At 32.8% G+C, this 26814-nt stretch carries 26 protein-coding genes; 12 read left to right on the plus strand and 14 right to left on the minus strand.

What is annotated here, in order from left to right; all coding sequences use genetic code 11:
• Positions 1-3: 3 nt before the first annotated feature.
• Both ACQY56_RS09500 and ACQY56_RS09505 read left to right on the plus strand, forming a co-directional pair.
• The gene (locus ACQY56_RS09500; RefSeq protein WP_428738014.1) at positions 4-588 is read left to right on the plus strand and encodes an ABC-type transport auxiliary lipoprotein family protein; all 585 of its coding nucleotides are present in this window, start codon (positions 4-6) and stop codon (positions 586-588) included.
• Positions 585-1865 carry an aminopeptidase P N-terminal domain-containing protein gene (locus ACQY56_RS09505; protein ID WP_428738015.1) on the plus strand — a complete coding sequence of 427 codons (1281 nt, stop codon included), beginning with the start codon at positions 585-587 and terminating at the stop codon, positions 1863-1865. Before ACQY56_RS09500 ends, ACQY56_RS09505 begins: the two co-directional genes overlap by 4 nt.
• Before the next feature lie 19 nt (positions 1866-1884).
• Here ACQY56_RS09505 and ACQY56_RS09510 read toward each other — a convergent pair whose 3' ends face one another.
• The 5 genes from ACQY56_RS09510 to ACQY56_RS09530 all read right to left on the minus strand — a co-directional run bounded on the left by ACQY56_RS09510 (position 1885) and on the right by ACQY56_RS09530 (position 6299).
• On the minus strand, positions 1885-3930 hold the full coding sequence (locus ACQY56_RS09510) for a TonB-dependent receptor plug domain-containing protein (protein WP_428738016.1): 2046 nt from the start codon (positions 3928-3930) through the stop codon (positions 1885-1887).
• Positions 3927-4337 carry an ExbD/TolR family protein gene (locus ACQY56_RS09515; protein ID WP_428738017.1) on the minus strand — a complete coding sequence of 137 codons (411 nt, stop codon included), beginning with the start codon at positions 4335-4337 and terminating at the stop codon, positions 3927-3929. The genes ACQY56_RS09510 and ACQY56_RS09515 overlap by 4 nt, the downstream gene beginning before the upstream one ends.
• On the minus strand, positions 4330-4905 hold the full coding sequence (locus ACQY56_RS09520) for a MotA/TolQ/ExbB proton channel family protein (protein ID WP_428738018.1): 576 nt from the start codon (positions 4903-4905) through the stop codon (positions 4330-4332). Before ACQY56_RS09520 ends, ACQY56_RS09515 begins: the two co-directional genes overlap by 8 nt.
• A 2-nt stretch (positions 4906-4907) precedes the next feature.
• Positions 4908-5531 carry an energy transducer TonB gene (locus ACQY56_RS09525; RefSeq protein ID WP_428738019.1) on the minus strand — a complete coding sequence of 208 codons (624 nt, stop codon included), beginning with the start codon at positions 5529-5531 and terminating at the stop codon, positions 4908-4910.
• A gap of 90 nt (positions 5532-5621) precedes the next feature.
• The gene (locus ACQY56_RS09530; protein WP_428738020.1) at positions 5622-6299 is read right to left on the minus strand and encodes a DUF4386 domain-containing protein; all 678 of its coding nucleotides are present in this window, start codon (positions 6297-6299) and stop codon (positions 5622-5624) included.
• 82 nt (positions 6300-6381) lie between these two features.
• On the opposite strand from ACQY56_RS09530, the gene ACQY56_RS09535 reads away from it, so the two are divergent.
• Positions 6382-7056, plus strand: a complete 675-nt coding sequence (locus tag ACQY56_RS09535) for a response regulator transcription factor (RefSeq protein ID WP_428738021.1) — start codon at positions 6382-6384, stop codon at positions 7054-7056.
• Positions 7053-8789, plus strand: a complete 1737-nt coding sequence (locus ACQY56_RS09540) for a sensor histidine kinase (protein WP_428738022.1) — start codon at positions 7053-7055, stop codon at positions 8787-8789. The genes ACQY56_RS09535 and ACQY56_RS09540 overlap by 4 nt, the downstream gene beginning before the upstream one ends.
• Here ACQY56_RS09540 and ACQY56_RS09545 read toward each other — a convergent pair.
• Entirely contained in the window at positions 8786-9220 is a 435-nt protein-coding gene (locus tag ACQY56_RS09545; protein ID WP_428738023.1) for a hypothetical protein, read from the minus strand. The two genes, ACQY56_RS09540 and ACQY56_RS09545, sit on opposite strands and share 4 nt — an antisense overlap.
• 82 nt (positions 9221-9302) lie before the next feature.
• On the opposite strand from ACQY56_RS09545, the gene ACQY56_RS09550 reads away from it, so the two are divergent.
• The gene (locus tag ACQY56_RS09550) at positions 9303-10544 is read left to right on the plus strand and encodes a diguanylate cyclase (RefSeq protein WP_428738024.1); all 1242 of its coding nucleotides are present in this window, start codon (positions 9303-9305) and stop codon (positions 10542-10544) included.
• A 6-nt stretch (positions 10545-10550) separates the two neighbouring features.
• Positions 10551-12224: a Na/Pi cotransporter family protein gene (locus ACQY56_RS09555; protein WP_428738025.1), complete on the plus strand. Its 1674-nt coding sequence runs from the start codon at positions 10551-10553 to the stop codon at positions 12222-12224.
• On the opposite strand, the gene ACQY56_RS09560 is transcribed toward ACQY56_RS09555, so the two are convergent.
• Genes ACQY56_RS09560 through ACQY56_RS09575 form a run of 4 tightly spaced genes read right to left on the minus strand, consistent with a single transcriptional unit; the run spans position 12221 to position 15187 of the window.
• Positions 12221-12562 carry a translation initiation factor gene (locus tag ACQY56_RS09560; protein WP_428738026.1) on the minus strand — a complete coding sequence of 114 codons (342 nt, stop codon included), beginning with the start codon at positions 12560-12562 and terminating at the stop codon, positions 12221-12223. The two genes, ACQY56_RS09555 and ACQY56_RS09560, sit on opposite strands and share 4 nt — an antisense overlap.
• A gap of 4 nt (positions 12563-12566) precedes the next feature.
• Complete coding sequence (locus ACQY56_RS09565) at positions 12567-13421, minus strand: DUF5718 family protein (protein WP_428738027.1); 855 nt, start codon at positions 13419-13421, stop codon at positions 12567-12569.
• The gene (locus tag ACQY56_RS09570) at positions 13421-15025 is read right to left on the minus strand and encodes an ABC-F family ATP-binding cassette domain-containing protein (protein ID WP_428738028.1); all 1605 of its coding nucleotides are present in this window, start codon (positions 15023-15025) and stop codon (positions 13421-13423) included. Before ACQY56_RS09570 ends, ACQY56_RS09565 begins: the two co-directional genes overlap by 1 nt.
• Before the next feature lie 24 nt (positions 15026-15049).
• Positions 15050-15187, minus strand: a complete 138-nt coding sequence (locus tag ACQY56_RS09575; protein ID WP_428738029.1) for a hypothetical protein — start codon at positions 15185-15187, stop codon at positions 15050-15052.
• A 53-nt stretch (positions 15188-15240) separates the two neighbouring features.
• On the opposite strand from ACQY56_RS09575, the gene ACQY56_RS09580 reads away from it, so the two are divergent.
• From ACQY56_RS09580 to traF, 3 genes are all read left to right on the plus strand, one after another.
• Positions 15241-15579: a GNAT family N-acetyltransferase gene (locus tag ACQY56_RS09580; RefSeq protein WP_428738030.1), complete on the plus strand. Its 339-nt coding sequence runs from the start codon at positions 15241-15243 to the stop codon at positions 15577-15579.
• 78 nt (positions 15580-15657) lie between these two features.
• Positions 15658-16722 carry a hypothetical protein gene (locus ACQY56_RS09585; RefSeq protein WP_428738031.1) on the plus strand — a complete coding sequence of 355 codons (1065 nt, stop codon included), beginning with the start codon at positions 15658-15660 and terminating at the stop codon, positions 16720-16722.
• Positions 16723-16732: 10 nt separating this feature from the next.
• Entirely contained in the window at positions 16733-17917 is a 1185-nt protein-coding gene (gene traF / locus ACQY56_RS09590) for a conjugal transfer protein TraF (protein WP_428738032.1), read from the plus strand.
• A gap of 10 nt (positions 17918-17927) precedes the next feature.
• Here traF and ACQY56_RS09595 read toward each other — a convergent pair whose 3' ends face one another.
• Positions 17928-18362: a YchJ family protein gene (locus ACQY56_RS09595; RefSeq protein WP_428738033.1), complete on the minus strand. Its 435-nt coding sequence runs from the start codon at positions 18360-18362 to the stop codon at positions 17928-17930.
• A 125-nt stretch (positions 18363-18487) separates the two neighbouring features.
• On the opposite strand from ACQY56_RS09595, the gene pta reads away from it, so the two are divergent.
• On the plus strand, positions 18488-20584 hold the full coding sequence (gene pta / locus ACQY56_RS09600) for a phosphate acetyltransferase (protein ID WP_428738034.1): 2097 nt from the start codon (positions 18488-18490) through the stop codon (positions 20582-20584).
• Positions 20565-21608 carry an acetate kinase gene (locus tag ACQY56_RS09605; RefSeq protein ID WP_428738035.1) on the plus strand — a complete coding sequence of 348 codons (1044 nt, stop codon included), beginning with the start codon at positions 20565-20567 and terminating at the stop codon, positions 21606-21608. Before pta ends, ACQY56_RS09605 begins: the two co-directional genes overlap by 20 nt.
• Position 21609: 1 nt before the next feature.
• Here ACQY56_RS09605 and ACQY56_RS09610 read toward each other — a convergent pair whose 3' ends face one another.
• The 3 genes from ACQY56_RS09610 to ACQY56_RS09620 all read right to left on the minus strand — a co-directional run bounded on the left by ACQY56_RS09610 (position 21610) and on the right by ACQY56_RS09620 (position 24466).
• Complete coding sequence (locus tag ACQY56_RS09610) at positions 21610-21828, minus strand: cold-shock protein (RefSeq protein WP_428738036.1); 219 nt, start codon at positions 21826-21828, stop codon at positions 21610-21612.
• 146 nt (positions 21829-21974) lie between these two features.
• A complete protein-coding gene (locus tag ACQY56_RS09615; RefSeq protein WP_428738037.1) occupies positions 21975-22640 on the minus strand; it encodes a response regulator transcription factor in 666 nt (221 codons plus the stop codon).
• Between the two features lie 2 nt (positions 22641-22642).
• Entirely contained in the window at positions 22643-24466 is a 1824-nt protein-coding gene (locus ACQY56_RS09620) for a 7TM diverse intracellular signaling domain-containing protein (protein ID WP_428738038.1), read from the minus strand.
• Positions 24467-24563: 97 nt separating this feature from the next.
• Here ACQY56_RS09620 and ACQY56_RS09625 point away from each other — a divergent pair, with 97 nt between their 5' ends.
• Positions 24564-26747, plus strand: coding sequence for a hypothetical protein (locus ACQY56_RS09625; RefSeq protein ID WP_428738039.1), 2184 nt, complete (start codon positions 24564-24566; stop codon positions 26745-26747).
• Positions 26748-26814: the final 67 nt, after the last annotated feature.

Consider the following 26814-nt stretch of genomic DNA (forward strand, 5'->3'; position numbering starts at 1 on the left):
GTTATGAAAATTATTTTAACACTAATTATTTTTTTACTAAGTGGATGTAGTGTGACCACTCCAAGTACAACAGATTATAGAATAGACCCAAAAGTTACAATAGATGATAAAACAACCTCTACGAAACAATCTATCAAAATAGCTCCACTTTTTACAAATGTATCTTTATCAACAAATAGTATGCGCTATAGAGTTGGAGACTACAAAGAGTATACTTTTACACAATCAGCATGGGTAGATAATCCAAATAGATCGATTGCAAACCATCTTGTACATGCTTTACAAAACTCTGGCTTGTTTGAAGGGGTGTATAGTTATAAGTCCTCTAAAAGTGCTGATTTGCTTTTAGAAGTGAGTATAGATGAGTTTATCCAGTCATTTAATGAAGCAGAGGATAGTTCATCTGTGACACTTTCAATCTCTTACAATCTCATAGAGAAAAAAACATCAAAACTTCTTGGCGCAAAAAATTTTACAAAAACTATGCAAACAAAAACAGTTGATGCGCAGGGTGGGGTGGAGGCTTTAAACACGCTGCTTTCTCAAACTCTAGAAGAAACAACTATTTGGTTAGGTAAATCTTTATGATAAAAGAAAAAGAGTATAAAAAACGTAGAGATCATTTTGCTCAAAAACTACAAAAAAATTCAGTCGCGGTTTTATGCGCAGCTCCACAAAGAGTACGCTCAAATGATACAGAGTACCCTTATAGACAAGATAGTAATTTTTACTATTTAACAGGTTTTAAAGAGGATAATGCAGCACTTGTATTTGTAAAAAAAACTACTGAGTGTAAGGTATATCTTTTTGTTCAAAAAAAAGAGCCAACACTAGAGCTTTGGACTGGAAAAAGATTAGGCTCTAAAGAGGCAAAAAAGAGATTTTTGGTTGATAATGTATATATTATCAGTAAGTTAAACCCAAAAACAAAAGAGTTTCTTGAAGGAGCGAAAAACCTTTATTATGACTTTAAAGCACAAAATGAAAAAATTGAGCAACTAAAAACTCTTTCAAAAAATATTTTAGAGTTTAAAAACGCTGCATCAATTGTTGAAAAGATGAGATTGATTAAATCAAGTTCTGAGATAGCACTCATTAAAAAAGCGCTCAAAATTACCAAAGAAGCACACCATAAAGCGATGTGGGCGAGTAAACAGCTCTCTTTCGAGTATGAGCTTCAAGCTGAGATAGAGTACATCTTCAAAAAAAATGGTGCATATAGTGATGCGTATACATCTATAGTTGCTTCAGGTGATAATGCAAACACTTTGCATTATGTAGATAATAACAAACCTTTAAAAAGTGGTGAGTTGATTTTGATAGATGCTGGGTGTGAGTATGATTACTATTCCAGTGATATCACTAGAACTATTCCTGTGAGTGGTAAGTTTACAAAAGAGCAAAAAGAGTTGTATCAAATGGTGCTTGATGTCGAGAAAAAAATTATCTCCATGATACAACCAAACATCTTAAGAAGCAAATTACAAAGTGAAGCTGAAAAGCTTCTATGCAAAGGGATGGTAAAACTTGGGATTTTACAAGGGGATGTAAAAAAGCTCCTTAAAGAAAAAGCACATAAAAAGTATTTCCCTCATGGTATAGGGCATTATATGGGGCTAGATGTGCACGATCAAAACCCTTATAAAGATAAAAAAGACAAAGAGATATCACTTAAAGCTGGGATGATTTTAACAATAGAACCAGGTATATATTTACCACAAGATGATAAAAAAATCCCGAAAAAATACAGAGGTATAGGGATTAGAATAGAGGATGATATATTAGTTACAAAAGATGGCTATAAAAATCTCTCTATTGATATTAAAAAAGAGATAAAAGATATAGAAGTTTATAGCTCATTATGAGCTATAAAAGAATAAAATTTTAGAATTTATAAGTCACATCAAACCAAGGTAAAAGAGGTAGTTGTTTATAGTAACCTATCTCATTATAATTATCATCGTATTTAATATCTGAAATATTTTCATGATTTGTTAAATTCATGATTTCAAATGACCACTCGAGTGAACTTTTATCTGGATATTTTATCTCTTGAGATATTTTTAAATTAAGTGAAAAATAATCTGGAAGTCTCGAACTAAAAGGATCACCATAAATTGGGCGTACGCGTCCTGAACCACTTTCTGTATAAGTTCCAATAACTTTTGTATATGGTGCTCCACTATGATAGTTTAGTCTTGTTGATAGTGCCCAGTCATCCCAAAATCTAATACTACCTATAAGTTGTAAAGTATGGGGAATTTCACCATAAAATCTATAAAAATTATCTGTGAGTGTGCTAATCTGTCTTTTTGATTTTATATATGTATATGCACTAAAGAGGTACAAATTGTCTCTTCTGTATTTTAGACTTGTGTCCACTCCATATGCATAACCATCTCCAACATTTAAGTATTGTGAAGCATTATCATCTATAAGTAATTTATCATAATCTTTGTAAAAAGTATCAATATTAAAAGTAAGCCCATCAATAGCATTGTTGTCATAATGAAGTGTATAGTGTTTTGCTTGTTCGTAACCTGCTTGTGGATTTCCTATCTCTTTAAATATTTTGTATGCTTCAGGAAGTTGCGTATAAATACCTGTGGAAAATGATAAATTGTTTGTATCGTTTAATGTATATAGAAATGAGATTCTAGGATCAAAATAATCCCCAAAATTATTGTAGCTCACATACCCATAACGTGCACCATAACGAATTGTAAATTGATTACTTAAATTATAAATATCTTCCATAAAAACAGCAAACGTATTTATATTTAAAGTCTCATTTATATAGTACTTTTGAGCTGTAGTAAAGTCATAATCTATATCTTCTGGTGAAGGTGGTTCTGAAATGTTGAGGTCTAGAGGTGTATAAAAGTGTTCATATTCACCTCCAATAACGAGTTTGTGATTAGAGAGTGTATAAGTGCTTTGGTGAAAAATCCCTGCTTCATAATTGTCATAATCGACAAAATACTCATCAAAAAACTCTGTCCTTTGTGTGTCTTTTTTAGTATAGAGTAAAGTATTTGTTTCGTAGTTATTATAGTAACCTAAATGTCTCAAACCTAGAGTTGCAAAGCTATATTTTGCACGTACATTTCCTGTAGCTTCTGGATCTTTAATAGCATTTTCTTGTGTATCAATCTCTAAAGAATCTCCCGCACCAACAAGTTCCAAGGAGTAGAGGTTATTACTGTCAGCTTGATACTTTGCCATTATTGTAAAGTCATAGTAGTTTGGGAACTCTGTATATGTTGTGTTAGAATCTTCATCAAGTGTCCCAGTTGATTTTCCAATACTATTTAGAAGTAGATCATAATAACTTCTTCTAGCTCCAACAAATACACTTATTTTGTCATTTATAGGAGCATTGATACCGGCTGAAGAATCATAAATTCCAATATGTACATAACCATTATAGTTATTATCTGGATATTTTGGAGTGACATTAATTACCCCTCCCATAGCATTTCCATAAGTGACATCAAAACCCGACATATAGGCATCTATTTGATCAATTGCATTTGGTGAGATAACAGAGTGTAATCCACCCATATGAAACAAGTATCCAATAGGAAGATGGTTAATCGTTGTTTTTGATTCTTGAGGTTTTGAACCATAAATAAACATCTCTCCACTCACATCACCAAGGGATGTAACCCCGCTCAAACTCTGCATAGCTTTTACAGGATCGCCTTGAACACCAGGGATAAACATCGCTTCTTTTGTTGTAATCCTTTTTTGTGAAGGCATAGAATTGATATATTCTGAACTCTCAATATATTCAGGCTCTTCAAAAATATCATTAAAGCTCTCTTGTTGATTGTCTGTTTCATTTTCCCCTGTAACATTGATTACACCAAGATCAACACCAAAACTCAAACTTGAAAGACAACTCAGAAAGAAGAGTGTTTTTTTCATTTTAATTCCTTTGTTAATATAGAGATATTTTCAATACTGTTTTGTTGGAAAATATCTAACACTTCCACAAAACATTTGTGTGGAGAATTTTCATCAGCACCTATTTGGTAGATTGATTTTTTGTTTGCGTTGTATGTCGTTTTTATTGAGTTAGACAACTCTTGTTTTGTAACCTCTTTAGCATTAAAAAAGAGTGTACAGTTTTGCTTAATATTAACAACATATGTAAGTTTCTTTTTATACTCCACATGAGTATTGTTTGCATGTGGCAAATTTAGTTCAATTACTTTGAGTTGCAAAAAGCTTGTCGTGGTTACAAAAAAGATCAAAAGTACCAGTAAGAGGTCTATAAGGTTGACTGGTGCTATATCTAAATGAAACACATTTTTTCTTTTACCTCTACGCATTATGTCCTCGAAGTAGTCTATAAATTTTTTCCTCAAATAAAGAGACTATTTTTGTACTAAAAAATTCAAATATTTTGTAAAATACCATAGCAACTACTGCTAAAATAAGTCCAGCCATAGTATCGACAATAACTTCTTTAATCCCTTTAGCAATTACTGCTGGATCGTTTAAGCCAATATCTCCTACACCATCAAAAACATGCCATACACCTATAAATGTTCCTATAAGACCTAACATAGGACTTAAGATGGCGATAACACCAATAAGTGTTACAAAACGCATACTATACTGCTCGATGAGATCAAGTTTCACTCCTATAAATGAGTTGAGTAAAACTTTGTCATCATCCTTAAAAGATGTAATCTCTAAAAGTGTATTTTTCATGATTCCTTCTGGAAGATTTTTTGCAGCTTCAAGTGAATTGATTGTATCTAAGTTTTTTAATTCTTTGTAAAGTTTATAAAACTGATATATCTTTTCAAACGACATAATTAAAACGATACAGAATGTAATAATTAAGATTTTGATAATAAAATCTCCATGAACCCAATAACTTGCTATATTCATTGTTACTCCTCTATATGAAAATTAATAGTAATATTAACCTCGAAAGGCAACTGTAAATCTTGGGGTGGTTTTTCAAATTTTTTTAATTTTTTAAACACTCTTTTTACTTCATTGTTCAATGTTTCATAAGGTGCTACATGAATGATTTTGAAGTTATGAATACTTCCATCTTCATAAAGATCAAAACGAACACTTACTTCTCCCTCTTGGTGAAAACGTAATGCTTTTTTAGGATAATGTTTGTACTTCTCAATAGTATTATAAAGCTTTTGATAATAAAGCTCTTTTTGTGTAGCAGCAACTTTAGATAGAGTTACTGATTCAACTATTTTTGGAGTTTGTGAAGCTGTTTGCATAACTGGTTGTTCTATGGGCTTTGGTGTGTCAACAGGTTGTTTTGGCACAGTTTTTTTTAAAGGTTTCTCCTCTTTTTTTGGTTTAGGTTTCTTTGGCTTTTCAGGTCTAGGTTTTGGTTTCTCTTTAGGCTTTGGTTCTGTTTTTTTTTGTATTGTTTTTTCTTGTACTTTGGCAACAAGTTGTACAGCAATACTTTTTTGTATATGCTCTACGCGTTTTTTATTTGAAGAAAGTTCAATGGGAAGAAACAAAACAATCAAAACAATCATAAAGTAAAGTATAAATCGCACAAAGTACCTTTTAATTTTGCAAATATTAACATAATAAGATAACTATAAAAATCACATGTGTTAAGATTTTTATCTAATAAAAAGTTTTTCATGCTTCTGTTTCAACATTAAAAGCCAAAATGCAAAACTACTTTCTACAATAAAAGGGATTATATAAGCTACTTTGATTATAAAAAGGTATTGTGATGCAAAAAAATGTATAAGACTTCCAATCAAATATACAATAGATGCCATCAATAGACCATATCCTAAAAGTTTTGGAAGGCTAGTAGAAGATATAAATAAAATACCCAAAGCTAAGTTTGAAAATGCAAAAAAGATTAGTCCAAGATCATACCCATATGCATGCAATTCTAAAAAAAGTTTTATAAATACTTTATTTTGTACAGATACTAGACTATTTTGTGTAGCTATAAAAATTGCAAAATAGAAAAATAATAGAGCAATCAAAACAACTACACTATGCAAAAGCCTAAAAACAAAAGCACTCAAACTTAGATTTTTGTTTATAGTTTGAAAGAGTATATAAAAAACAATGGCAAGTGTTATATCACAGATGAGCATAAGTAGATCAAATCCAAAAGCAAAATTAAAAAAACTACGGTATTGGAGTAAGTTTGCTAAGGTTATAGTCATGTCTTGCATATTTATAAACGGTGAGCGAACAAGCATCTCGCTAGAAATACCACATATTATAATTATAAAATATAAAATCGAAGCAAAATGTGCAAGGCGTATAGAGCTCATAGTATTTCCTTTGATTACTAAAATTTTGAAAGAAGTTTAAAGAAAAAAAAGGTTTTTTTTCGGGGTTGTAGTACAATGTTGGATGCAAAGTTTTAAAAGTATAAAAATATTATATATTGAAGATGAAGAGTTTATACGAAAAAACGGTGTGGAATATCTTGAGTTTTACAGTGATTATGTTTATGAAGCTACAGATGGCATAGATGGTTATAAACAATATGAAGCTCTCAGACCAGATATAATCATTTGTGACATTATAATGCCACAAATGAATGGCTTAGAGCTGATAGAAAAAATCCGGAAAACAGATAAAACAACAAAAATAATTGTACTTACTGCTCGAGTTGATACCCATTTTTTACTTAAAGCTGTTGAACTTGGACTTGTCAAATATATCACAAAACCAATTACAGAGAGTAAACTCTTAGATGCACTTCAAACTAGTGTTAAGCTTATAAATGCATCAAATGAAAACTTGGTAAATATGCCAAATAGTTTTGTATTTGATATTTTAAACAAAACACTTTTTCAAGAAAAATCAGTTGTAAAATTAACAAAAAAAGAGCTTCTATTTTTAGAATTATGCATTAAAAATGGTAGTCGTGTAACTACATATGAAGAGTTAGAAAACTATGTTTGGCAAGGTTATATGACAGAAGAAGCTTTGCGTTCAATTGTAAAATCACTGCGATCTAAACTAGGTAAAGAGAATTTGAAAAATATCTCTGGCATTGGTTATAAACTATCATTAATATGAAAAAAATTATTTTTTTAGTTTTACTTGTAAGTTTCTGTTTTGCAAAAGATGTTTTTGACGTTGCAATCATTAAAGATCAAAATAGTTTTAATTTTGAAAATATTAAATATGAACAAGGTTTTCAAAAAACAAAAGCACCTATCATTATTCATAACGATTCAAATAATTATTGGATGCGTATTACACTACACAAAGAGTTATTGACCAAAGAGGTGTATTTTTTAAATATCGCTTCAATTTTTGGGGCAAATCCAATCATAGTAGATCCAAGTTATAAAAAACATCTTCTTGATAGAAGTATGCGTATAGATCAAACAACACCAAAAGTACTCTATTTTAAAATTGTGAATTTACAAAACCTTGTCTATATTGCTATTAATATTACTCCAAAAGAGAGCTTTTTACAAACAAAATATGTAAAAACAAAACTTTATGGTGTCGCTTATGGTATAACTTTTACTGCATTTTTATACTACTTACTTTTTTTTATTTATAATAGAAAAAAAAGTTTTTTATATTACTCGTTAACACAATTTTTTGCGCTATTACTTTTAATTTTCTCTACAGATTCTAGCTACTTATCATATGACTTTGTTTCTCTAAGATTTATTTCTCTAGGATTTGTTGTTTTTTCTATACTCTTTACAAAAGAGTTTTTAGAGACAAAAAAGTATCTTCCAAAAATAAACATTGTGTTGACATTAATGATCTATATAAATATTTTTGACACATTTTTCCCTTTACGAAATATTTTTCCTGTGTCAATTCTTATGATTGTCTATCCAATAGCAGCGATTTTAGTTTATAGAAAAACAAGACAAAAACCTATATTGTTTTATTTAACTGCATGGAGTCTTTTAGTTTTTACCATTACTCTTATAACAGTAGAGATGTATATACACAGTTTTTTTAATTACTCTTTGGACTTTTTTGATCTCCTTCACATCGTTATCCCATTAGAGTCGATAATTCTGGCATTTGCGCTCTCGTATACTATGAAGCTTAATGAAGATGAAAAAAATGAGAAAGAAAAACTACTTATTTATCAAAGTAAACTTGCCTCTATGGGAGAGATGATTAACAATATTGCTCACCAGTGGAGACAACCAATTACTCATCTAAGTTACATTATTATGAATATCAATAAAGCGTATGAGCATAATAAACTCACAACTGAGTATCTTGATAAAAAAATAACAGAAGCGACACAGCAAATTGAGTATATGTCGCATACTATCGATCTCTTTAAAGAGTTTTATATACCAAAAACACTCTATACAGATGTAAGTATAAAAGAAGAGATCAATAAAGCGATCCAAATTTTAGAGAGTGTTTTACAAGAAGCAAAAGTGGAGCTTAAAATAAGTGGAGAAGACTTTGTAGTAAAAGGATATACTGGAGAGCTTTCACAGGTTATACTCAATCTCGTTTCAAACGGGATTGAAGCACTTGTAAGTAAAGCAATTGAAAAACCATTTATAAAAATAAATTTCAATCAGGGGACTATTACAATTGAGGATAATGCTTTGGGGATAGATGCTAGAACAAAGGAGCAAATATTTTTACCTTATTTTACAACAAAAAAAGAGGGTAGTGGCATAGGATTATATATATCTAAAACGATTATTGAGAAACATTTTGCAGGAAGTTTAACACATAAAAATACAAATAAAGGGAGTCTTTTTATTATTAGGTTAAAGGTTATCTTAAACGAAAAGAGGAGAAATTTTTAAACGTTATAAGAGTAACTCCATCCAGTTAAGTTTTTTATCTTTGCTTCATCAAATTCATTAGAATTTGCTAAAAAATCTATAACATGCATAAGTGTATGAGGGATACTTGCCATATCTTGTTGTTTTACAAGCAACATCGGCATAGGTGTATCTTGTGTGCTAGATATTGCAAAACCAACAGGCATTAATTGACTGAGTACTTCAGTTGGATTTTCGATCTTATAATCACTACAAAATTTCTCTAAAACTGGTTGCTTGATTTCTTGTGGGAGTGCCTCTGGTGTATTTAAAAAGATTGTAAAATGGATAGGTGTTTCTTTATAGTTATCTGGGGATGGTGTAGCCATAATGATATACTCTACATTTTCAAGATGTTTTGTTATTTCTAAGGTGTCTAAATATTTATCAGCTTTGATCGCTTTTGCTTCCATTTTTTCACTTTTTATTTTTAAAAATTATACTCAGATGTGGCACAAGAAATGCTTAATAGTAGACATTATATGAGGAGTGGATTTGAAGTTTATAGAAGCATTAAAACTCAAAAATAAACTATTTTTCCTCTTTGTATTGATAACGTTAGCACTTGTATTTGTCGGGGTAGTAGGGGCTAGTTATATCAATGCAATGAAGAAAAATATGGACTCCTTGTATTTTGGTTCATTAGTTCCAGTGACAGAACTTAATGAAATTATTCATTCGTATAGAAATGGAATATCTGACTCTATCCACAAAGCGACTAGAAAAGAGATATCGCCACTCCAAGCAAGTCAAAGTATAGAAAAATCTTTAAAATATATTGACAAAACATGGAAGAGTTATTCACAACATTTTAAAAGTGAAGATGAATTAGCATATGTAGAGTATGTTGATCTTGAGATTCAAAATACGAACAAATCATTTCAAACTATTTTGCACTATCTTCAAAATGGGGGAGAGGCAAGTAAAATTTCACTAAATACCGTTGAAGATAAGATATATAAACTGCAAGGGATTATCCGAAAACTTATAAATTATGAGATTGAAGTAGCTCAGTTTGAGCGAAAAAAATTTTTAAACAAATACCAAGATATAGCACTAAACATAGGACTAACACTTATTTTTGTAATAGTAGCGGTATTTGTTATATCTACCTATGTATTTAAAAGTATCCAACAAGATCATACAAAACTTCATACAATTGCAAAAAAACTTAAAATTGCAAATAAAAAACTTGAAAATACATCCTATACAGACTCTTTGACAAATCTTTATAATCGCCGCTATTTTAATCATATCTATGAGCGAGAATTAAAGCGTGCAAAACGGGATAAAACTTATATCACATTTATGATGATCGATATTGATTATTTTAAACAATACAATGATACTTATGGACATATTGAAGGAGATTTTGCTCTAAAAACTGTATCAAAAGTGTTAAAAGATACGCTTAGACGTCCAAGTGATTATATCTTCCGTTTAGGTGGTGAAGAGTTTGGAGTACTTCTTAGTCAAACAAATGAGTCTGATAGTGCTTCACTAGCTAGAAAACTTATAGACGCTGTAAAATCAAGAGGACTCAAACATGAAAAATCTAAAGTAAGCGAGTTTGTTACTATCTCTGTAGGTGTTGTGAGTTGTATAGCTGATGATGCCCTTGAGGATGAGGTGCTCATTTCACGTGCAGATGAGATGTTATACAAAGCAAAAGAGGGTGGACGTAATAGGTATCAAATAACTACTAATGTCACCTATGCAAAAACAATTAATATGTAGGCAAAAATGTACAACTTTATTGAAGCTTTTAGTGGTTTAGGGATGTTCCTTTTTGGGATGACTTATATGGAGTTAGCCCTTAAAGAATTTGCAGGGATTAAGTTTAAGAAGTGGCTCAAACGCTCTACACAAACAAACTTTAAAGCCATAGTTACAGGTGGAGTTGCAACTGCGCTTTTACAAAGTTCCTCTGTTGTAACTTTGATGACACTCTCATTTGTTGGTGCTTCACTTATAACATTTGAAGGTGCTATAGGTGTCATCTTTGGTGCAAATATTGGTACAACTGTAACTGCGTGGCTTGTAGCTATTTTAGGTTTTAAAGTAAAAATAGAACTCTTTGCACTTCCAATGATTGGACTTGGTGGAATTGTTTTGATGTTTATTCAAAACAAAAAAATAAGTGCACTTGCTAAGATATTTGTTGGTTTTGGTTTGTTGTTTATGGGATTAGACATTTTAAAAACTGCTATAGAAGGGTTTGCAACTGGGATTGATCTAGCAAGTTATAAAAACTTTCCTCTTTTTATTTTTTTATTTCTTGGTATAGTTATTACAGCTCTTATTCAATCTAGTTCAGCAGCTACTGCTATTATTTTAAGTGCGCTTAGTTCTCATATCTTGACCTTTGATATGGCAGCTTCAATGGTAATAGGTACAAACATAGGTACAACTGTGACAGCAGTGTTGGGAGCTATTGGTGGGATTTCGTATAAAAAAAGAGTAGCCACTGCACATATTTTATTTAATGTTATTACAGCTATAGTTGCTTTTGTATTTCTATCGCAATTGAGTTATATTATCTTTCATCTACTTGGATTTCAAGATGATCTTGTTACTGCACTCGCAGTTTTTCATACCATTTTTAATGTAATGGGGGTAGTGATTTTAAGTCCATTTATCAAGTATATAGCAAAATTTTTAAGCAAGTTATTTGTTGGGAAAAAAGAGGTACCTACAAAATATATTCACTTAGTTGAACCAAGCCTTGCAGAGGGTTCACTAGTAGCAATTAGAAACGAGATAACCAATCTTTTTACAAACTGTGTTAAGTATGCTATTTTAATAGTGAATTTAAAACCTAGCGAAGTGTTAAAAGGGGAAAAATCCCCACATGATATTGTGCAAAGTTCTACAAATGAGTATGAATTTGATTACAACAAACGATACGAACATCTAAAAGATGTTGAGTTTGAAACAATTCGCTACTTAAACAAAATAGGTGAATTAGAACTCACACAAAAACAAACCGAAGCGCTTGATATTTTATATAGCTCATTACGTGAGTCTGTATATGTTGCGAGGATTGTGAAAGATATAAAACACAATATTGATGAGTTCTCACAAAGTGATGATTCTAAGATTACATACTATTTCAATCTAATTCGAGAAAACTTAGTCAAAGCGATACAAAATGCCCTTTTATTTGGAGATAAAGAGATAGACCGTGAGAGTATTTTGAAAAACCATGAAGATATTCTCAAAGAAAATAGAAACTTCATCCAAAAACTCACGAAAAACTTTGAAAAAGATGCACTTGATGAAAAAACTGTGGTTGCTTTTTTAAACTCTAACCGTTCTATCCTTTTAGCGATTAGTTCATTCATAGATGCTGCAAAAGTTTTAGACGTTGAATTTGAGATTGAAAAGAAAAATGGGGATAGTGAAGTACAAAACTAATGTTTTGGTTTAAAACAAAATCCCTCATCCACTAAAAGAGGTCGGAGTTTCTCTTTGAGTTCCCCTTGAAACTCCATAAAACCATCTTTAAAAGCACCACCACATCCAAGCTTTTTTTTGAGTTTTTTTAAGAGTTCTTCAGCGGAGTTTTTCTCTAAAGAAAACTCTCCAACAAGTGTGACAACTTTGCCACGGCGTTTTTCTTTAGAGAAAAAGAGTTGATGTTTTTGAGGAGTGAGCACCTCTTTTTTTATAGAAGTTTTTCGTGTACTCACTTCATTCCAGCCTTCATCGATTTGTGCACCGATGAAGAGGTCTAACTTTTTGCCTCGTGACATTTGCCTATTCTACACTCTGGGCTAAAATACTCATGATAGTTGAGTCATATGTGCTTTCTTGAACAGCTTTGAGTACTTTTGAAGCTGACGTTTTTGCATTATTGTAAACAACTACGATCACTTCATCACCGCTTTGTAAAAATGTACTTTCACCATATGGTGTATAACGAGTAGCACCAATGCTGATGAGGAGTTTTTCAGGTTTGCCACAAGCATTTATATATTCACTTACAGGTTCAAGTGGACCAAACTCTTTTTGAGAATTTACTTGGTTTTTAATCCATGCAGTGAGTTTTTCATAAAAGTAACTATACCCGCTTAACTCAACATCTTCACCATAAGCATGTACATCCCCGTCACGTCGTAAAAAACTAGCAATGTTGTAGTTATCCATAACACCACCATCGCTAAATTTATCAATTTTAAAAAGTTTTTTACTTACACCTTTAGAGTTTTTTCCCCAATTTTTTTTATCGCTGATTTTTGAAGCACCAGCTACACGGATTGAGCAGTCATTGTATGCTCCAAAGTGTGTAGGTGTAATATGTGCTATATGGTCTCCTGCATATGTGAGTTCACATACAAGTGCTACCTCTGGTTCAGCTTGTACATTTACATCCTCTTGTGGTAGTGTAATTGTATCGCTTGAGAGAGGGTAAGTATAAAGCATCTCTTTAGGTTTATATGTAAGTGAAGATGCACAAGAAGGATCACAAGGAAGATAAAAAGGAAATATCCCTTTAGGTGCTGCCTCATCCTCTGTGATAACATCTTTAAAATCTTCTAACTCACCAGCTTGTGCTAAATGAAGTGCAAAGTTTCCAGCTATCCCTAGCCCTAAAAACTCTTTATAGTCCATTATTTTTGCGCCTCTTTCATAGCTGCAAACTCTTCGTATGAGCCTTCAAAATCTGTATATGTTCCATCCTCATGAAGCTCGATGATACGAGTTGCAAAAGCATCAAGTAACTCACGGTCATGAGATACACAGATAACATTTCCTTTAAACTCATGTAAAGCTTCACCTAAAGCAACAATCGCTTCAAGATCAAGGTGGTTGGTAGGTTCATCTAAAAGTAAGAAGTTTCCACCCTCTAACATCATTTTTGAAAGCATCATACGGTGTTTTTCTCCACCTGAAATTGATACTACAGATTTTTCTTGTTGTTCACCTGAGAATAACATACGCCCAAGACAGTTTCTGATCTCTGCGATCTCACGTTTTGGATCAAATGCACGTAACCAGTCATAAAGAGTTCCATCACCTTTGATGATATCGGCAGTGTCTTGTGGAAAGTAAGAGTTTTCAATTGTAGCACCCCATTGTACTTCTCCGCCACAGCTAGGTTTCATCTCTTCCATAAGAATTTTCATAAGCGTTGTTTTACCAACACCATTTCCACCAATTAGTGCGATCTTCTCATCTGGATTTACTTTGAACGAAATACCTTTAAGAACTTCATTATCTCCATAAGAGTGGCAAATATCTATAACATTAAGTGCTTCATCACCCATTACGCGTTTTGCTTTGAAAACGATCGAAGGATCACGACGTGATGATGGTTTGATATCTTCGATCTCTAATTTGTCAAGTTGTCTTTGTCTTGACGTTGCTTGTTTTGCTTTTGATGCATTAGCAGAGAAACGGCGAACGAAAGCTTCAAGTTGTTCTTTTTCTTTTAGTTTTTTTGCATTGTCCAATTCCATCTGTTTTGCAATAACATTTGCAGCGATGTACCAGTCATCATAGTTACCAGTAAACTCACGAATTTTTTGAAAATCTACGTCTAAAATATTTGTTACAACAGCATTTAAAAAGTGTCTATCGTGTGAGATAACTACCATAGTACCTTCATGGCGCTGAAGCTCATGTTCTAGCCATGTAATAGTCTCAATGTCAAGGTTATTCGTAGGCTCATCGAGGAAAAGTACATCTGGTTTTGGGTAGAGAACTTGTGCAAGAAGCACTTTGAATTTGTCAGCATTGTCTAACGTAGACATAAGCTCATTATGTTGTTCAGCAGGGATACCAACATTCTCTAGGATTTTCGCGATATTTACATCGTATTCATAAGTTGGATCTTCTTCAACACAGATAGTCTCTAACTCTGCAAGACGGTTGTTGACAGCATCATCTTCAAAGTCGCCAGTCATATAAATCTCTTCTTTTTCTTTGATTGCATCGTAAAGTCTTTTGTTACCGTATAAAACAGCGTCCATGATTGTGTAATTTTCAAATGCGTATTGATTTTGACCCAAAACACCAACTTTATTTGCTTTAGGGATGATAACTTCTCCCTCATATTCGTTGATTTGTCCAGATAAAATTTTTAAAAATGTTGTTTTACCAGCACCATTTGCCCCGATAAGCCCATAGCGTTTATTGCGGTCTAGTTTGAGATTGATCTCTTGAAATAGCACTCTATTGCCATATCTCATTGTTAAGTTTTGTACAGTTACCATCGTCGTTTGCCTATTTAATTAAGTTTAGTTTGAATTGTCTTTTGAATTATTAAAAGCGTTGCTGATATCGTTTGTTACACTATCAACACCTTCATTGAACTCTTTTGCTGAACACCCTGTGAGTATAAAGAGTGAAAGAAGTGAAAAAATAAGGTATTTCATAAACCTGCCTTTAATTTTTTTGCAATTATAGCGAAATAGTGTAAAATACTCTAATGCAGATACGAGAACTTACACTAAAAGAATTAGATGTCGCTTGGGAGATTGTGGGTCAGTTTTATACTCACTTAAATTATGATGAGTTTGAAGACTTGATTTATGAGATGCGCGATATCAATTACACTATGATTGGAGTTTTTGAACAAGAAAAATTAGTAGCGTATGCAGGAGTGGCTATCTCTATAAACTTAGTAGATAAACGACACCTTTTTGTTTATGAGATTATTGTAAAACAAAAGATTGATGAGCAAGAGAAGTACAAAAACTTTTTGATTTCGTATTTGGAAGATTATGCAAAGATGGGTGCTTGTGAAAAAGTAGTTTTTTCAAAATAATGTTACAAATTGGTAACACTATTATTCATTTTATGAAAAATTAGTTAGAATAAATTAATGATTTAAAAGGGGTAAGGCATGAAAAGAAAAGCTTTTTATGGGACATTATTCGCTGTAGTTCTGATTTTGTCAGGATGTGGCAGTGATGATACAACATGTAGGATAGATGTCCAAAATGCAATGGACAAAGGTGATTTTGACACAGCAGTCTCAAAACTAGAGGGTGAGTGTGCTTCAACATTTAGTAGTAGTGATAAAAACTATAATCTTGCACTCGCATATATGGGTAAAGCAGGATATAGTGTAACTGATGTACTAGTGAGTTTACTTGATGCAAATAATGATTCAGGTGATGCCTTTGTCTCTTTTGCTTCTAGTATAAGCGCTACAAAACAGGAGAATTCAGCAGCATATCTTCAAACATCTCAAGAACATTTTTTACTCTCTGTAACAACAGATATTAATGATACTTTAGTTCAGTTGTGTGCAACAGCAAATAGTAGTGATAACCTAAGGTTACGGGATGCTTGTTACTATTATGGTTTCAATCAGGCAGTAACAACTGTGGATACTCTTTCGTATTTAACAAGTGATTTAGGAACTGCTTTAGATTCGATCAATAATGATTCAAATGCAACACCAGATGACTTACAAGCTTCACTCGATGCACTTGCATGGGCAGTTGGAGATGCTTCGATCACAAATGTAAGCGATTCTAATATTACAATCAATGGAAATGCTTTTAAACATTTAGATGTTAATGTTAGTGGAAAAAGTTTTTATCGTTTAGCAACTGATAATGCACCAGATTTAAGTGCTTCTACGGTTTTAACTGATGGATATTGTGACGAAAATGGGAGTAAAACAAACTGTGAAGGCATAGAACTAAGTGATGGCGATATAAATACAACGAACCCTTTAGCAACTGGATGTTATGCTTGTCCAGTTGGAGTTGATACAAACAGTTCGATCAATGTAGCATCTGTTCTTATTGATGCGTTAAACAATGGTACAGATACTATCGCAAGTTTAACTGATGATGCCGATACACAAGCAAGTATCGATGATCTAAAACTTGAGATAGATACCAATAGTGATGGAAATATCACTAGTGAAGAACTTATAAATTATCTCAACAAATAAGGGGAAGAGAATGAAAAAGATATTAACACTTTCACTCATAGCATTTAGTTCAGTTTTATATGCAGATTTTTCCCAGCAAGAGTTTGTTTATAAAGATCCAAGAGTGATGGGAATGGGGAGTGCAAACACAGCAGTTGGTGGATACTCAAGTGCTGTATTTTACAATCCAGCAGGACTTATCAATATTAAAAAGAGTCATGGGATAGAAGTAGAACTTTTAGGATTATCAGTTGCAGCATCACAAAAGATGCAAGATTTTGCAAATGATTTGAGTGATGCAGCCGATACGGAAAATTCAGAAGATATTTCTAAAGTACTACAAGATTACTCTGGCGAAGCTTTTAACATTACTGTAGCAAACTACTCTTCAGTCTCATACCATACAGAAGATGATCTTGCATGGTCAGTTGGTCTTTTAGCATCAGGGGATATAAATTTACTACCACATGCAAATAGTGGAAATGCAGGTCTTTTAGAAGCACATGGTCGAGCATATAGCGGCTTACAACTAGGCGTTGCACAAAATTTCGGTGAGGTTTTGCCAGGATTGCCAGGGGAACTTACTATAGGGGTTGGTGCAAAGTTCATTTCACAAAAATCGTACGATGCTAGTTTAGATGTAGCTGAGATAGATGCAAATAGTGATGATTTAGCACAATACCTTCAAGATACATATGAGGTTGATAATTCTGGTTTTGCAGTTGATCTGGGAGTTTTATATGCGCCATTTCCTAGTGATTATTGGAATCCTACCATTGGTTTAAGTGTTATGAATATTGGAACACTCAATTTTGATGATGCTTATGGTGCACAGCCTCTAAGTGTAAACCTGGGAGTATCAGTTTCACCAAAAACAGAGTATGCTGACTTTATAATTGCAGTTGATTATGTAGATGCTCTTGGCTCACAACAAGCATTAGTGTATGACTCACAATCTGCAAAATATATTAGCAGTGATATCTCTTATGAGGTATTACGTCATCTTCGTGCTGGTGTAAGTGCTCAAGTTTTAGATAACTCTTGGGCAACTTTAACACTTAATGGTGGATTGTATCAAGGTGCATATACAATGGGTGTTGATTTTCAATTGACAGTTTTAAAACTACAAGCTGCAACATATCAAGAGCAACTTGGTGGTGAAATGGGTCAACTTGAAGATAGACGTTATGTTGTTGGGCTAGGTATAGGTTGGTAACAACCTCTGCCTAAGCGCAACACTTTTTATATTTTTTCCCACTTCCACAAGGGCAAGTCTCATTACGCTCAATTTTTGAGTTATAAAGTTCTCCGTCTTTATATTTCCAGATTCCATCTTCTTGAACAAAGTTACTTTTTTCATGGAGAACTTGAATCCCGTTTGTATCGCGGTAGTATGCTTTAAACTCTACGGTTGTTTCTTGTACATCTAACACATCAAGTTTGAGCCATTCAACAGAGTTTGAAAACTCTTCGATAAGTGCTATATCTTCTTGGTATTGGTTCTCTTTTACAGAGGAATATACAAGGTACTCAGCATCTGCTTTAACGTAGGCAGAGTATCTGCTTCGCATAAGCTCTTCGGCGTTTTGAGGTTGCTTTTGTTTTGTGATTATCGGCTCACAACATGCACTAAAATCTTTTTCATTGCCACATATACACATAAGTTTCCATTTTTAGATAGAATTATAGTGTAATGTTTGAAAGAGCGTCTTTAAAGTAGTTTTCTTCGAAACTTCTTTAAAGACTTTCGAAACTTTTGTGGGTCGCGTGAGAAAGGATGTCAGGTATGCAAATAAAATCACTCTACATAGCTTCAAATGAAAAAAATGTTGGTTCACTGTTTGTCTCTATGGGGATGATGGAGGTGCTAAAACGAAAGTTGCACCGCGTTGCATTTTTTCGACCTATAACGTACGATAAAAATAAAAGAGACTATAACGTTGAGTTTTTACTTGGGCGCTATAAACTTGACATTAGCTATGATGAGTGTATAGGTTTTGATGTGGCTTATATAGAACAGATGTTATCGCAAAACAAAGAAAAAGAGTTACTCAATCAACTTATACAAAAATTCAAAAATTTAGAAAAAAACTACGATTTTGTTTTATGTGAAGGGATTAGTTTAGATAGTTTGAGTGCTACAATCTCTAAAAATTTTAACTTAGAGATTGCAAAAAACTTTGGTAGTGGGTATATCAATATTATTGGTGCAAAAGATAAAATGCGACAAGATATTTACGAAGATTTTTTGATAGAAAATAAAAAAATTACTTTAGAGGCTTCAAACCATTTTGCAACTTTTATAAATCGTGTAAGTAAAGAGAATTATACAGAGTTAAAAAGATTACTACAAAAGAGTGAATATACTCATTTTATAGTCCAAGAGAATGAAGAGTTGAGTTTTTCTACTATCCAAGATTTGTTTGAGGGATTGGGGGCAAAAGAGGTATATGTGGATGAGCATGATTATGCTCGAACGTTTAAAAATGTCCGTGTAGCTGCACTTACGTTAGATAATTTTTTAGAACATATCCAAGAGGATGACCTTATCATTGTTCCAGCAGATCGCTCAGATATTATTTTAGGACTTTTAGGAGCACTGCACTCTGCGAATTATCCAAATATTAGCGGGATTGTTTTTCCATTTGATATGTCGATACATCCAAATATAGAAAAACTTATAGACGGGCTGCAAAGTTTTAAAATCCCTATACTTTCAGTCACTACAGATACATACAATACAGCTAAAAATATCATGAATATACATCCACGTTTTCGAGTTTCATCTGAGCGTAAAATAGCTCTAGCTCTTGGGGAGTTTTACAATAGCATAGATTTGAGTGTGATTGAGCAAAAAATAGTAGATAACTTTAGTGACATTATGACACCACAAATGTTTGAGTACAAACTTTTTGCGATGGCAAGTAAAGATAAAAAGAAAATAGTCCTGCCTGAGAGTAAAGATGAACGGATTTTACGAGCTGCTGAGATTATACTGCGTCGTGATGTTGCAGACATTATTTTACTTGGAGATGAAAAAAAGATAGAGCAAAACTATCTTCGCTTGGGACTTGATCTCTCACGTGCACAGATTATAAACCCTCAAACTTCACAACTGATGGAGGAGTTTGTAGAAAAATTTTACAACATGAGAAAAGCAAAAGGGCTGACACTCCAAGGTGCACAAGATGCAATGATGCACTCGAACTACTTTGCAACTATGATGGTGGAGTGTGGTTATGCAGATGGGATGGTAAGTGGGGCAATCCACTCAACAGCAGACACGATGCGACCAGCCTTGCAAATCATAAAAACACCGTCAAGTATCTCTGTAGTTTCTTCAGTATTTTTGATGTGTTTTGAGACAAAAGTTTTAGTATATGGCGATTGTGCGATCAACCAAGACCCAGATGCTTCTACATTAGCTGACATTGCTATTGCTTCGGCGAGCACTGCAAAACTTTTCGATATTGAGCCAAAAGTTGCAATGCTTTCATACTCAACAGGGGAGAGTGGAAGCGGAACAGAGGTACAAAAGGTAAAAGAAGCAACTCAAATAGTAAAACAAAAAGCACCTGACTTACTAGTAGAAGGTCCTATACAATATGATGCAGCGATAAATAAAGAAGTAGCTCGTCAAAAACTTTCAGACTCAAAAGTAGCAGGAGAGGCGAGTGTATTTATATTCCCTGATTTAAACACTGGAAACAACACCTATAAAGCAGTACAGCGAAGTAGTGGAGCGGTTGCAATTGGACCTATCATTCAAGGACTTAAAAAACCAGTGAATGATCTTAGTCGTGGATGTTTGGTTGCAGATATTGTCAATACCATCGCTATAACAGCGATACAAGCGGGACAAAATGCAAATATTAGTTGTTAATGCTGGAAGCTCTTCATTAAAAGTTAAAGTGCTTGAACTAGCAAGTCAAAAAGTACTTTATTCAGAGTTGATTGAACATATAGGCGAGAGTGGTTCTATAGTACAAAACCATGAACAAGCACTAAATACTTTAGAGATGGATTTTAATACTATAGACATTGTAGGACACCGCGTTGTTCATGGTGGGGAAAAGTTTAGCAATGCAGTTTTGATAGATGAAGATGTGATGCAAACTATACGCTCACTTATCCCACTTGCAGCACTGCACAACCCCGCAAATTTACAAGGGATAGAGTTGATGCAAAAACTTCTGCCCCATACTCCACAATACGCAGTTTTTGATACTGCCTTTCATACAACTTTGCAAAAAGAAGCATATCTATATGCACTGCCATATGAACTTTATGAAAAGCATCATATAAGACGTTATGGGTTTCATGGAACTTCGCATAAGTATCTTTTACAAGAGGCTGCAAAACATTTAGAAAAAAAGTTAGAAAGTACAAATCTTATAACATTACACCTTGGAAATGGTGAAAGTATTTGTGCTATAAAAAATGGGAAAAGTATAGATATCTCTATGGGATTTACTCCACTTGAAGGGCTGATAATGGGAAGCCGAAGCGGAGATATAGATGCTGAGATAGTACTTTTTATGCAAAATTCATTAGGACTCAGTGCAAATGAGGTTGATATAATTTTAAATAAAAAGTCAGGACTTATCGGCATCTGTGGTGAAAATGATGTGCGTGAAATATTAATAAGAGATGATGAGAGAGCAAAACTTGCTATAGATATAATGGTACGACGTATTCAAAAATATATAGGATCGTATTTGGTTTTACTTGGTGGAAACGTTGATGCTTTAGTGTTTAGTGGTGGCATAGGGGAACATTCACAAATAATACGTGAAAAAATCTTAGATAATGCAATGTTTAAAGATATAAAAACTTTTGTGATTGAAACAGATGAGGAGTTGGAAATTGCAAAAGAGTGTTTTGCACTCATAAAGAGCGCAAAATAAGTTAGATAGCTGTTACGTTTTCAGCTTGAGGACCTTTTTGTCCCTCACCAACTTCAAAAGTAACTTTTTGTCCCTCAGCAAGAGAAACTCTCCCACCATTTGGGTTGTTTACTTGACGAAAGTGAACAAATAAATCTTTGCCACCATTTTCTTGCTGGATAAATCCATAACCTTTTTCATCATTGAACCATTTTACTGATCCGCTTAGGAGTTCTGCCATTGAGTAACCTTGTTGTTTTTGTTTTCGTAAAATATTTGGAGATTCTTTAGAGAGTTTAACACAGATAGAGCAAATTACACTAAAGATGATATATCCTCATCTTTCACTATGAGAAGAAGTATATCTAAAAATTGTAGAATTAAGTGTTAATTTGTCATTTTTAATCGTATACCATAAGTTCTTTCGGTTTCAATCATGTCATCTTTAAGCTCTTTTCGGAGTCTATAGATAAGAGTTCGTAACGAAGATTCACTTGGTGGAGTGTCTGGATAGAGTTCACGTTCTAGTTCATTAAATGGTATGTAGTTTCCATTTGCTTCAATCAATAACTTTAAAAGTTTTAGTTTTTTCCCAGAGATGTTTATATGGTTTGTTCCATAAAAAAGTGTGTTATTTTTCATATCAAATGAAAAATTATTTGGAAGTGTATATAAACAATTTTTAGAGTTATAAGTAAACTCAGCAAGTTTGAGTAGGGCAAGGAGCTCTTTTTCATTGAATGGTTTGACTAAATAACCAAGAGGTTGTGTAGTGACTGCTCTATTTAATGTTTTCTCATCTGTATATGCTGAGATATAGATGAGCATAGGTGAAACAGCTAAGGTTTTATAAAACTCGATGCCATCTATAGTATTGTTGAGATTAATATCCATAATGAGTAGATCGATAGTATTATTTTGAAGAATGAGACTAGCACTGTTTACATCGGTAACATAATCTACAACATTAAAGTTATATTGCCCAATTTTTGTAGCTAATTCTAGAGCGAGTAAACTTTCATCTTCAACTATAAGCACATTTAATTTATGCATAATTATCCCTTTTCTTCCCATTTTAAAGTGACTTTTGTCCCATTGTCAATCTCTTTATTTATTGATGCATGAAGTTGTTTCGTACTTAATGTTTCTATAATTGTTAAACCTAAAGAGTTTTTTGTTTTACTCTCATCATAGCCTGAGCCATTGTCAGCAACTGACATAATGATATGGTTGTTTTCTTTATAGACACTGATGGAAATAGTCCCATTCTTATCAAATGCATATTTAAATGAATTGGTAACAAGCTCATTTAAAATCAAGCCACAATAGATAGAATCTTTTGGAGAGATATTGTATTTTATATCATAAATGGTTTTTACAGTTTTTTTAAAATTCATTTGAATATTTTGAATGATATTTGTAAAGTATACCTCTGTAAATAACTCTTGTGAGTTATCTTTTAAATGAAGTAGTTCGTACAGTTTTGCAAAAGAGTTGATTCTATTTGAAGCTATGATAAGTTCTGTTTTTACTTCACTTTGAGAGATTTGATTAATTTGAAGTTGAAGTAAAGAGATAACCATAGCAAGATTATTTTTCACCCTATGTTGCAACTCTTGATAGAGCAACTCTTTTTCTTCTAAGGATGCTTGGAGGTCTTTAGTTTGTTGTTGTACAAGTTGTTGTAATCTTTGTTGTTCGTTTTTTTGGAGTTCTATCAGTTTTTGGTTGAGGGTATTTTTTTGAGCATTTAAACGTTTTATACGATAAGCGAGAGCTATAGAAAAGGTGAAAGCTTCTAACGTAAAAGCGAGTTCATTGATATGCCGAAAATGTTCAAATACATTGTACCAGCCTAGCGATTGGATAACTGATAAGACTAAAGAGATTATTAAGAATGTCCAACCAATTAAGTAAACTATAGCCTCTTTCGTTCCTGCTTTATATGCATGAAAACCAACATACACCATAACGATTGCTAGAGGAAAAAAGATAGGCATAATGTTGAGTGTAAACAAGAAATTATCAAAACTTAAAAGCGCAATAACAGGAAGAATATAAAGATAAAATTTTAAAAATTTGTGAATTTTTGGAAATCGTATAGTTTTTAAAAACTCTATTGCAAATAAAATCATAGGTATAACAAGTATGATGATGTAAAAAACGGTTGCTTTTGTGACAAATTCAGAAATCTCATTTGTAAAAAGGTATAGTTGTGCTACACCAAGATAGATCGATTCAAATAATATAACCCCCACAAGATATAAAAGATAATAAAGATAAACAACATCTTTAGTAAAAAGTAGAAGCATAAAGTTATAAACTAAAAGAGTAACTAAGATTGTAAAAAAGATGAGTAGATAGATTTTTTCTTGATAATTATGATGAAAAAAATCTGCTTCATTCCATAAAACTAGTTTCATAACAAATGTTGAAATTTTACAATGCCCTTTAATGAAATACGTTTTTTCTTCAAAAGGTTGGAGTGTTATTTTAAAAGCTGGATTGAGTGAATCTCGAGAGGTTCTGTGATGAAACATACCATCTATAATTGTGTTATTGCCATCATAAAATAAGATATCTTCTGTTTCAGAATTTTCATATTCTAAAACTTTTGTAATTTGCTTATTTGTAGTGTTTTTTAAAGTAAACTTTGTCCATAAAGCAGTATCTGGTGCTATTCCTAAATTTATAACTTTTTGTGTGTTTTTTGAAAACTGTTGTGAAAATATCTGCTCTTTTGTAAGCGAGTTTGTATGATCTAAAAAGATTTCACTTTTATCTAACAAATATACATTTGAAGTTGATTGATCTATCTTGTAGGCATGGAGTGAAACACTCAAAAAAAGCATGAAAAAAATTTGAATAGCTACTTTCATAAACAAATTCTAACCTACAAAACTTAATTTTTATAATGTGACGAAATATGTGACGTTATGATAGTAAGATTAAAAAGAGATAAAAAAAGGAGTTCGTATGTTTTCAAAAACATTGGTGGTAATTGTAAGTGTTGTCTTTAGTATATTAATGACAGCATGTGGCGGAGGTGGAAGTAGTGATAGTAGTGGTACTCAAACATCAACAAGTTATTTGACAGGTACAGCAGCTGCAGGTTTACCTATAATTGGGACAGTATATCTCAAGGATGTAAATGGGAATACTGCAAGTGGTTCTATCGCAGCAGATGGAACATATAATATTGATGTTGATGGTCTAACACCTCCAATAAGACTAAAGGCAGAGGGAAAAGTTGCAGGGAAAAATGTAAAATATTATTCTTATGCATCAGCTGATGATATCAACGGAACAATTAATATCACTCCATTTACTGATTTAATTATTGCGAATGTTGCACAAACCTTAGCAGAAGATTTTTTTGATGGTGCTGAAGGTTCTTTAGATGCTACTGAACTTCAAGTGCAAAAAGCTGAATTACAGACAAAATTACAAAATGTTTTCACAGAGTTAGGTGTAGATAGTTCTATCGATCTTCTGACAACATCATTTTCAACAGATCATTCAGGCTTAGATGGTGCACTTGATATTCTTAGATTTGAAACGGATGAAGCAGCAAATACAGTTACAATTAAAAATCTACTTAATAATGATGAGATCACAGATAATTTTTCTGATGATAACAACGACAGTACTGATCCTCTCACAACACCAGAAAATTCAGGGGATAGTTTGACTGATATGCAAAAAATATTTGCTCAGATTGATACACTCAATGGATACAATGGAAGTCCAACCGAAGCTCAGTTAAATGCACTTGTTGATGATGATTTTTTACAAGATGACTATAATAAAGTTCTATTCGTCTCAGAAATAGTAACAAATAATGAATTAAATGGAGTTACAATTCAATTAGAAGTTGAAGATATCAATACAACTTCAGGTTTAGCTAATGCAGTACTTTATCTATATAAAAATTCTCAACTTGCCGATACAATTCCAACAGCCTTTAAAAAGAATGGCACGACATGGCTTCTTTATGGAAACCAACAAATTGTTGAATTACAAGCAGACTTTGTATGTGATAAGACTGAAACAGAAAGTGGTAATTCTTGGGTTAGCTGTGGTGCATGGTTAATAGCTAATGATATTATTACTACAAACAATGATAGTACAGGTGCACTCCATTCTGCAAAAGTATATGTAGAGAGAAATGGAACTATAGTTTCTGATACAACTGTTTACTTACAAGATAATGATTCTGGAGAGCTATGGCCATATGATGCTCAACTTGTTGACAATAGTATCGCGGATGATTATATAGCTTTTGATGATAGATTTTCACTCAACCCTGCTAATTTGCAAGTAGGAGATCAGTTCGTATTTGAACTTTATAACAATGAACTCAATACAACTGATCCAGAAAATCCTACAGTATCGGGTAGTGTTGTGAAAACATATAAAGTTTCTATTACGCAGACTCCTGCTACTGGTCTTAGTTCTACATCAGCTCTTTTCCCTGTTTTTTCAGATGCAACAAAAACACAACTAAACACTTTTATTGGGGGTGCATTAAATATAAATGTTACAAACACGGATGATCTTAGTTATAACGAGGTTCTTTATTATGCAGATGATACGTCAAATCAAATTGAAGAATCAAAATGGGGTGAAGTAAGTGCTACAGAGACTTTTAATATCGATTTAACAAGCTTGGATTTGAATAATGCAAACTTTACTCAATGGATTAGTGCATACTCAAAGGTTAGTGATATGCAAACATACATGAGTACATATCAAGCAGATTTAACTGATGACAACACGACTGCTGTAGAAACTTTAGAGTTTACAAATGAGATGGTATCTGGTAATACTGTTTATGAAGTTTATTATGATGATATAACAGGGTGGACGATCAGTAGTTTATCTTTCAATGCTAATGGTACAGGTACATATGCAGGAATCTCTGGTGAAACACAAGGAATGTCTTTAACTGCCAATTGGGAAATTGTAAGTGGAAATATGATCACATCTGGAACATTTGAAAATGAACCTTTTGTTAATAAACATATTATGACTGCCCAAAGCACAACATATATTACAACAGATTGTTACGAGTCAACTGATGGTATATCATATAGTGAATGTGGTGTAGATTATTATTTTTATTCTCTAGCAGAGGCACAAAACTTTACTCAACAATAATAATCTTAATAGGGTATACTCTAGACTTATCTAGTATTTGCTAGATAAGTCCACCATTATAACTACC

Origin of the sequence: Sulfurimonas sp. (assembly GCF_050296975.1) — a bacterium.
Taxonomy (GTDB): Bacteria; Campylobacterota; Campylobacteria; order Campylobacterales; family Sulfurimonadaceae; genus Sulfurimonas.

Bases quoted from the DNA above. Each gene is read 5' to 3' on its own strand.
- ACQY56_RS09510 (WP_428738016.1), bottom strand. From the start codon at position 3,930: ATGAAAAAAACACTCTTCTTTCTGAGTTGTCTTTCAAGTTTGAGTTTT.
- traF (WP_428738032.1), top strand. From the start codon at position 16,733: ATGAAAAAGATATTAACACTTTCACTCATAGCATTTAGTTCAGTTTTA.
- ACQY56_RS09560 (WP_428738026.1), bottom strand. From the start codon at position 12,562: ATGTCACGAGGCAAAAAGTTAGACCTCTTCATCGGTGCACAAATCGAT.
- ACQY56_RS09605 (WP_428738035.1), top strand. From the start codon at position 20,565: ATGCAAATATTAGTTGTTAATGCTGGAAGCTCTTCATTAAAAGTTAAA.
- ACQY56_RS09530 (WP_428738020.1), bottom strand. From the start codon at position 6,299: ATGAGCTCTATACGCCTTGCACATTTTGCTTCGATTTTATATTTTATA.
- ACQY56_RS09575 (WP_428738029.1), bottom strand. From the start codon at position 15,187: ATGAAATACCTTATTTTTTCACTTCTTTCACTCTTTATACTCACAGGG.
- ACQY56_RS09545 (WP_428738023.1), bottom strand. From the start codon at position 9,220: ATGGAAGCAAAAGCGATCAAAGCTGATAAATATTTAGACACCTTAGAA.
- ACQY56_RS09625 (WP_428738039.1), top strand. From the start codon at position 24,564: ATGTTTTCAAAAACATTGGTGGTAATTGTAAGTGTTGTCTTTAGTATA.
- ACQY56_RS09580 (WP_428738030.1), top strand. From the start codon at position 15,241: ATGCAGATACGAGAACTTACACTAAAAGAATTAGATGTCGCTTGGGAG.
- ACQY56_RS09610 (WP_428738036.1), bottom strand. From the start codon at position 21,828: ATGGCAGAACTCCTAAGCGGATCAGTAAAATGGTTCAATGATGAAAAA.
- ACQY56_RS09620 (WP_428738038.1), bottom strand. From the start codon at position 24,466: ATGAAAGTAGCTATTCAAATTTTTTTCATGCTTTTTTTGAGTGTTTCA.
- ACQY56_RS09500 (WP_428738014.1), top strand. From the start codon at position 4: ATGAAAATTATTTTAACACTAATTATTTTTTTACTAAGTGGATGTAGT.
- ACQY56_RS09555 (WP_428738025.1), top strand. From the start codon at position 10,551: ATGTACAACTTTATTGAAGCTTTTAGTGGTTTAGGGATGTTCCTTTTT.
- pta (WP_428738034.1), top strand. From the start codon at position 18,488: ATGCAAATAAAATCACTCTACATAGCTTCAAATGAAAAAAATGTTGGT.
- ACQY56_RS09520 (WP_428738018.1), bottom strand. From the start codon at position 4,905: ATGAATATAGCAAGTTATTGGGTTCATGGAGATTTTATTATCAAAATC.
- ACQY56_RS09565 (WP_428738027.1), bottom strand. From the start codon at position 13,421: ATGGACTATAAAGAGTTTTTAGGGCTAGGGATAGCTGGAAACTTTGCA.
- ACQY56_RS09535 (WP_428738021.1), top strand. From the start codon at position 6,382: ATGCAAAGTTTTAAAAGTATAAAAATATTATATATTGAAGATGAAGAG.
- ACQY56_RS09540 (WP_428738022.1), top strand. From the start codon at position 7,053: ATGAAAAAAATTATTTTTTTAGTTTTACTTGTAAGTTTCTGTTTTGCA.
- ACQY56_RS09570 (WP_428738028.1), bottom strand. From the start codon at position 15,025: ATGGTAACTGTACAAAACTTAACAATGAGATATGGCAATAGAGTGCTA.
- ACQY56_RS09525 (WP_428738019.1), bottom strand. From the start codon at position 5,531: ATGATTGTTTTGATTGTTTTGTTTCTTCCCATTGAACTTTCTTCAAAT.
- ACQY56_RS09585 (WP_428738031.1), top strand. From the start codon at position 15,658: ATGAAAAGAAAAGCTTTTTATGGGACATTATTCGCTGTAGTTCTGATT.
- ACQY56_RS09505 (WP_428738015.1), top strand. From the start codon at position 585: ATGATAAAAGAAAAAGAGTATAAAAAACGTAGAGATCATTTTGCTCAA.
- ACQY56_RS09515 (WP_428738017.1), bottom strand. From the start codon at position 4,337: ATGCGTAGAGGTAAAAGAAAAAATGTGTTTCATTTAGATATAGCACCA.
- ACQY56_RS09595 (WP_428738033.1), bottom strand. From the start codon at position 18,362: ATGTGTATATGTGGCAATGAAAAAGATTTTAGTGCATGTTGTGAGCCG.
- ACQY56_RS09615 (WP_428738037.1), bottom strand. From the start codon at position 22,640: ATGCATAAATTAAATGTGCTTATAGTTGAAGATGAAAGTTTACTCGCT.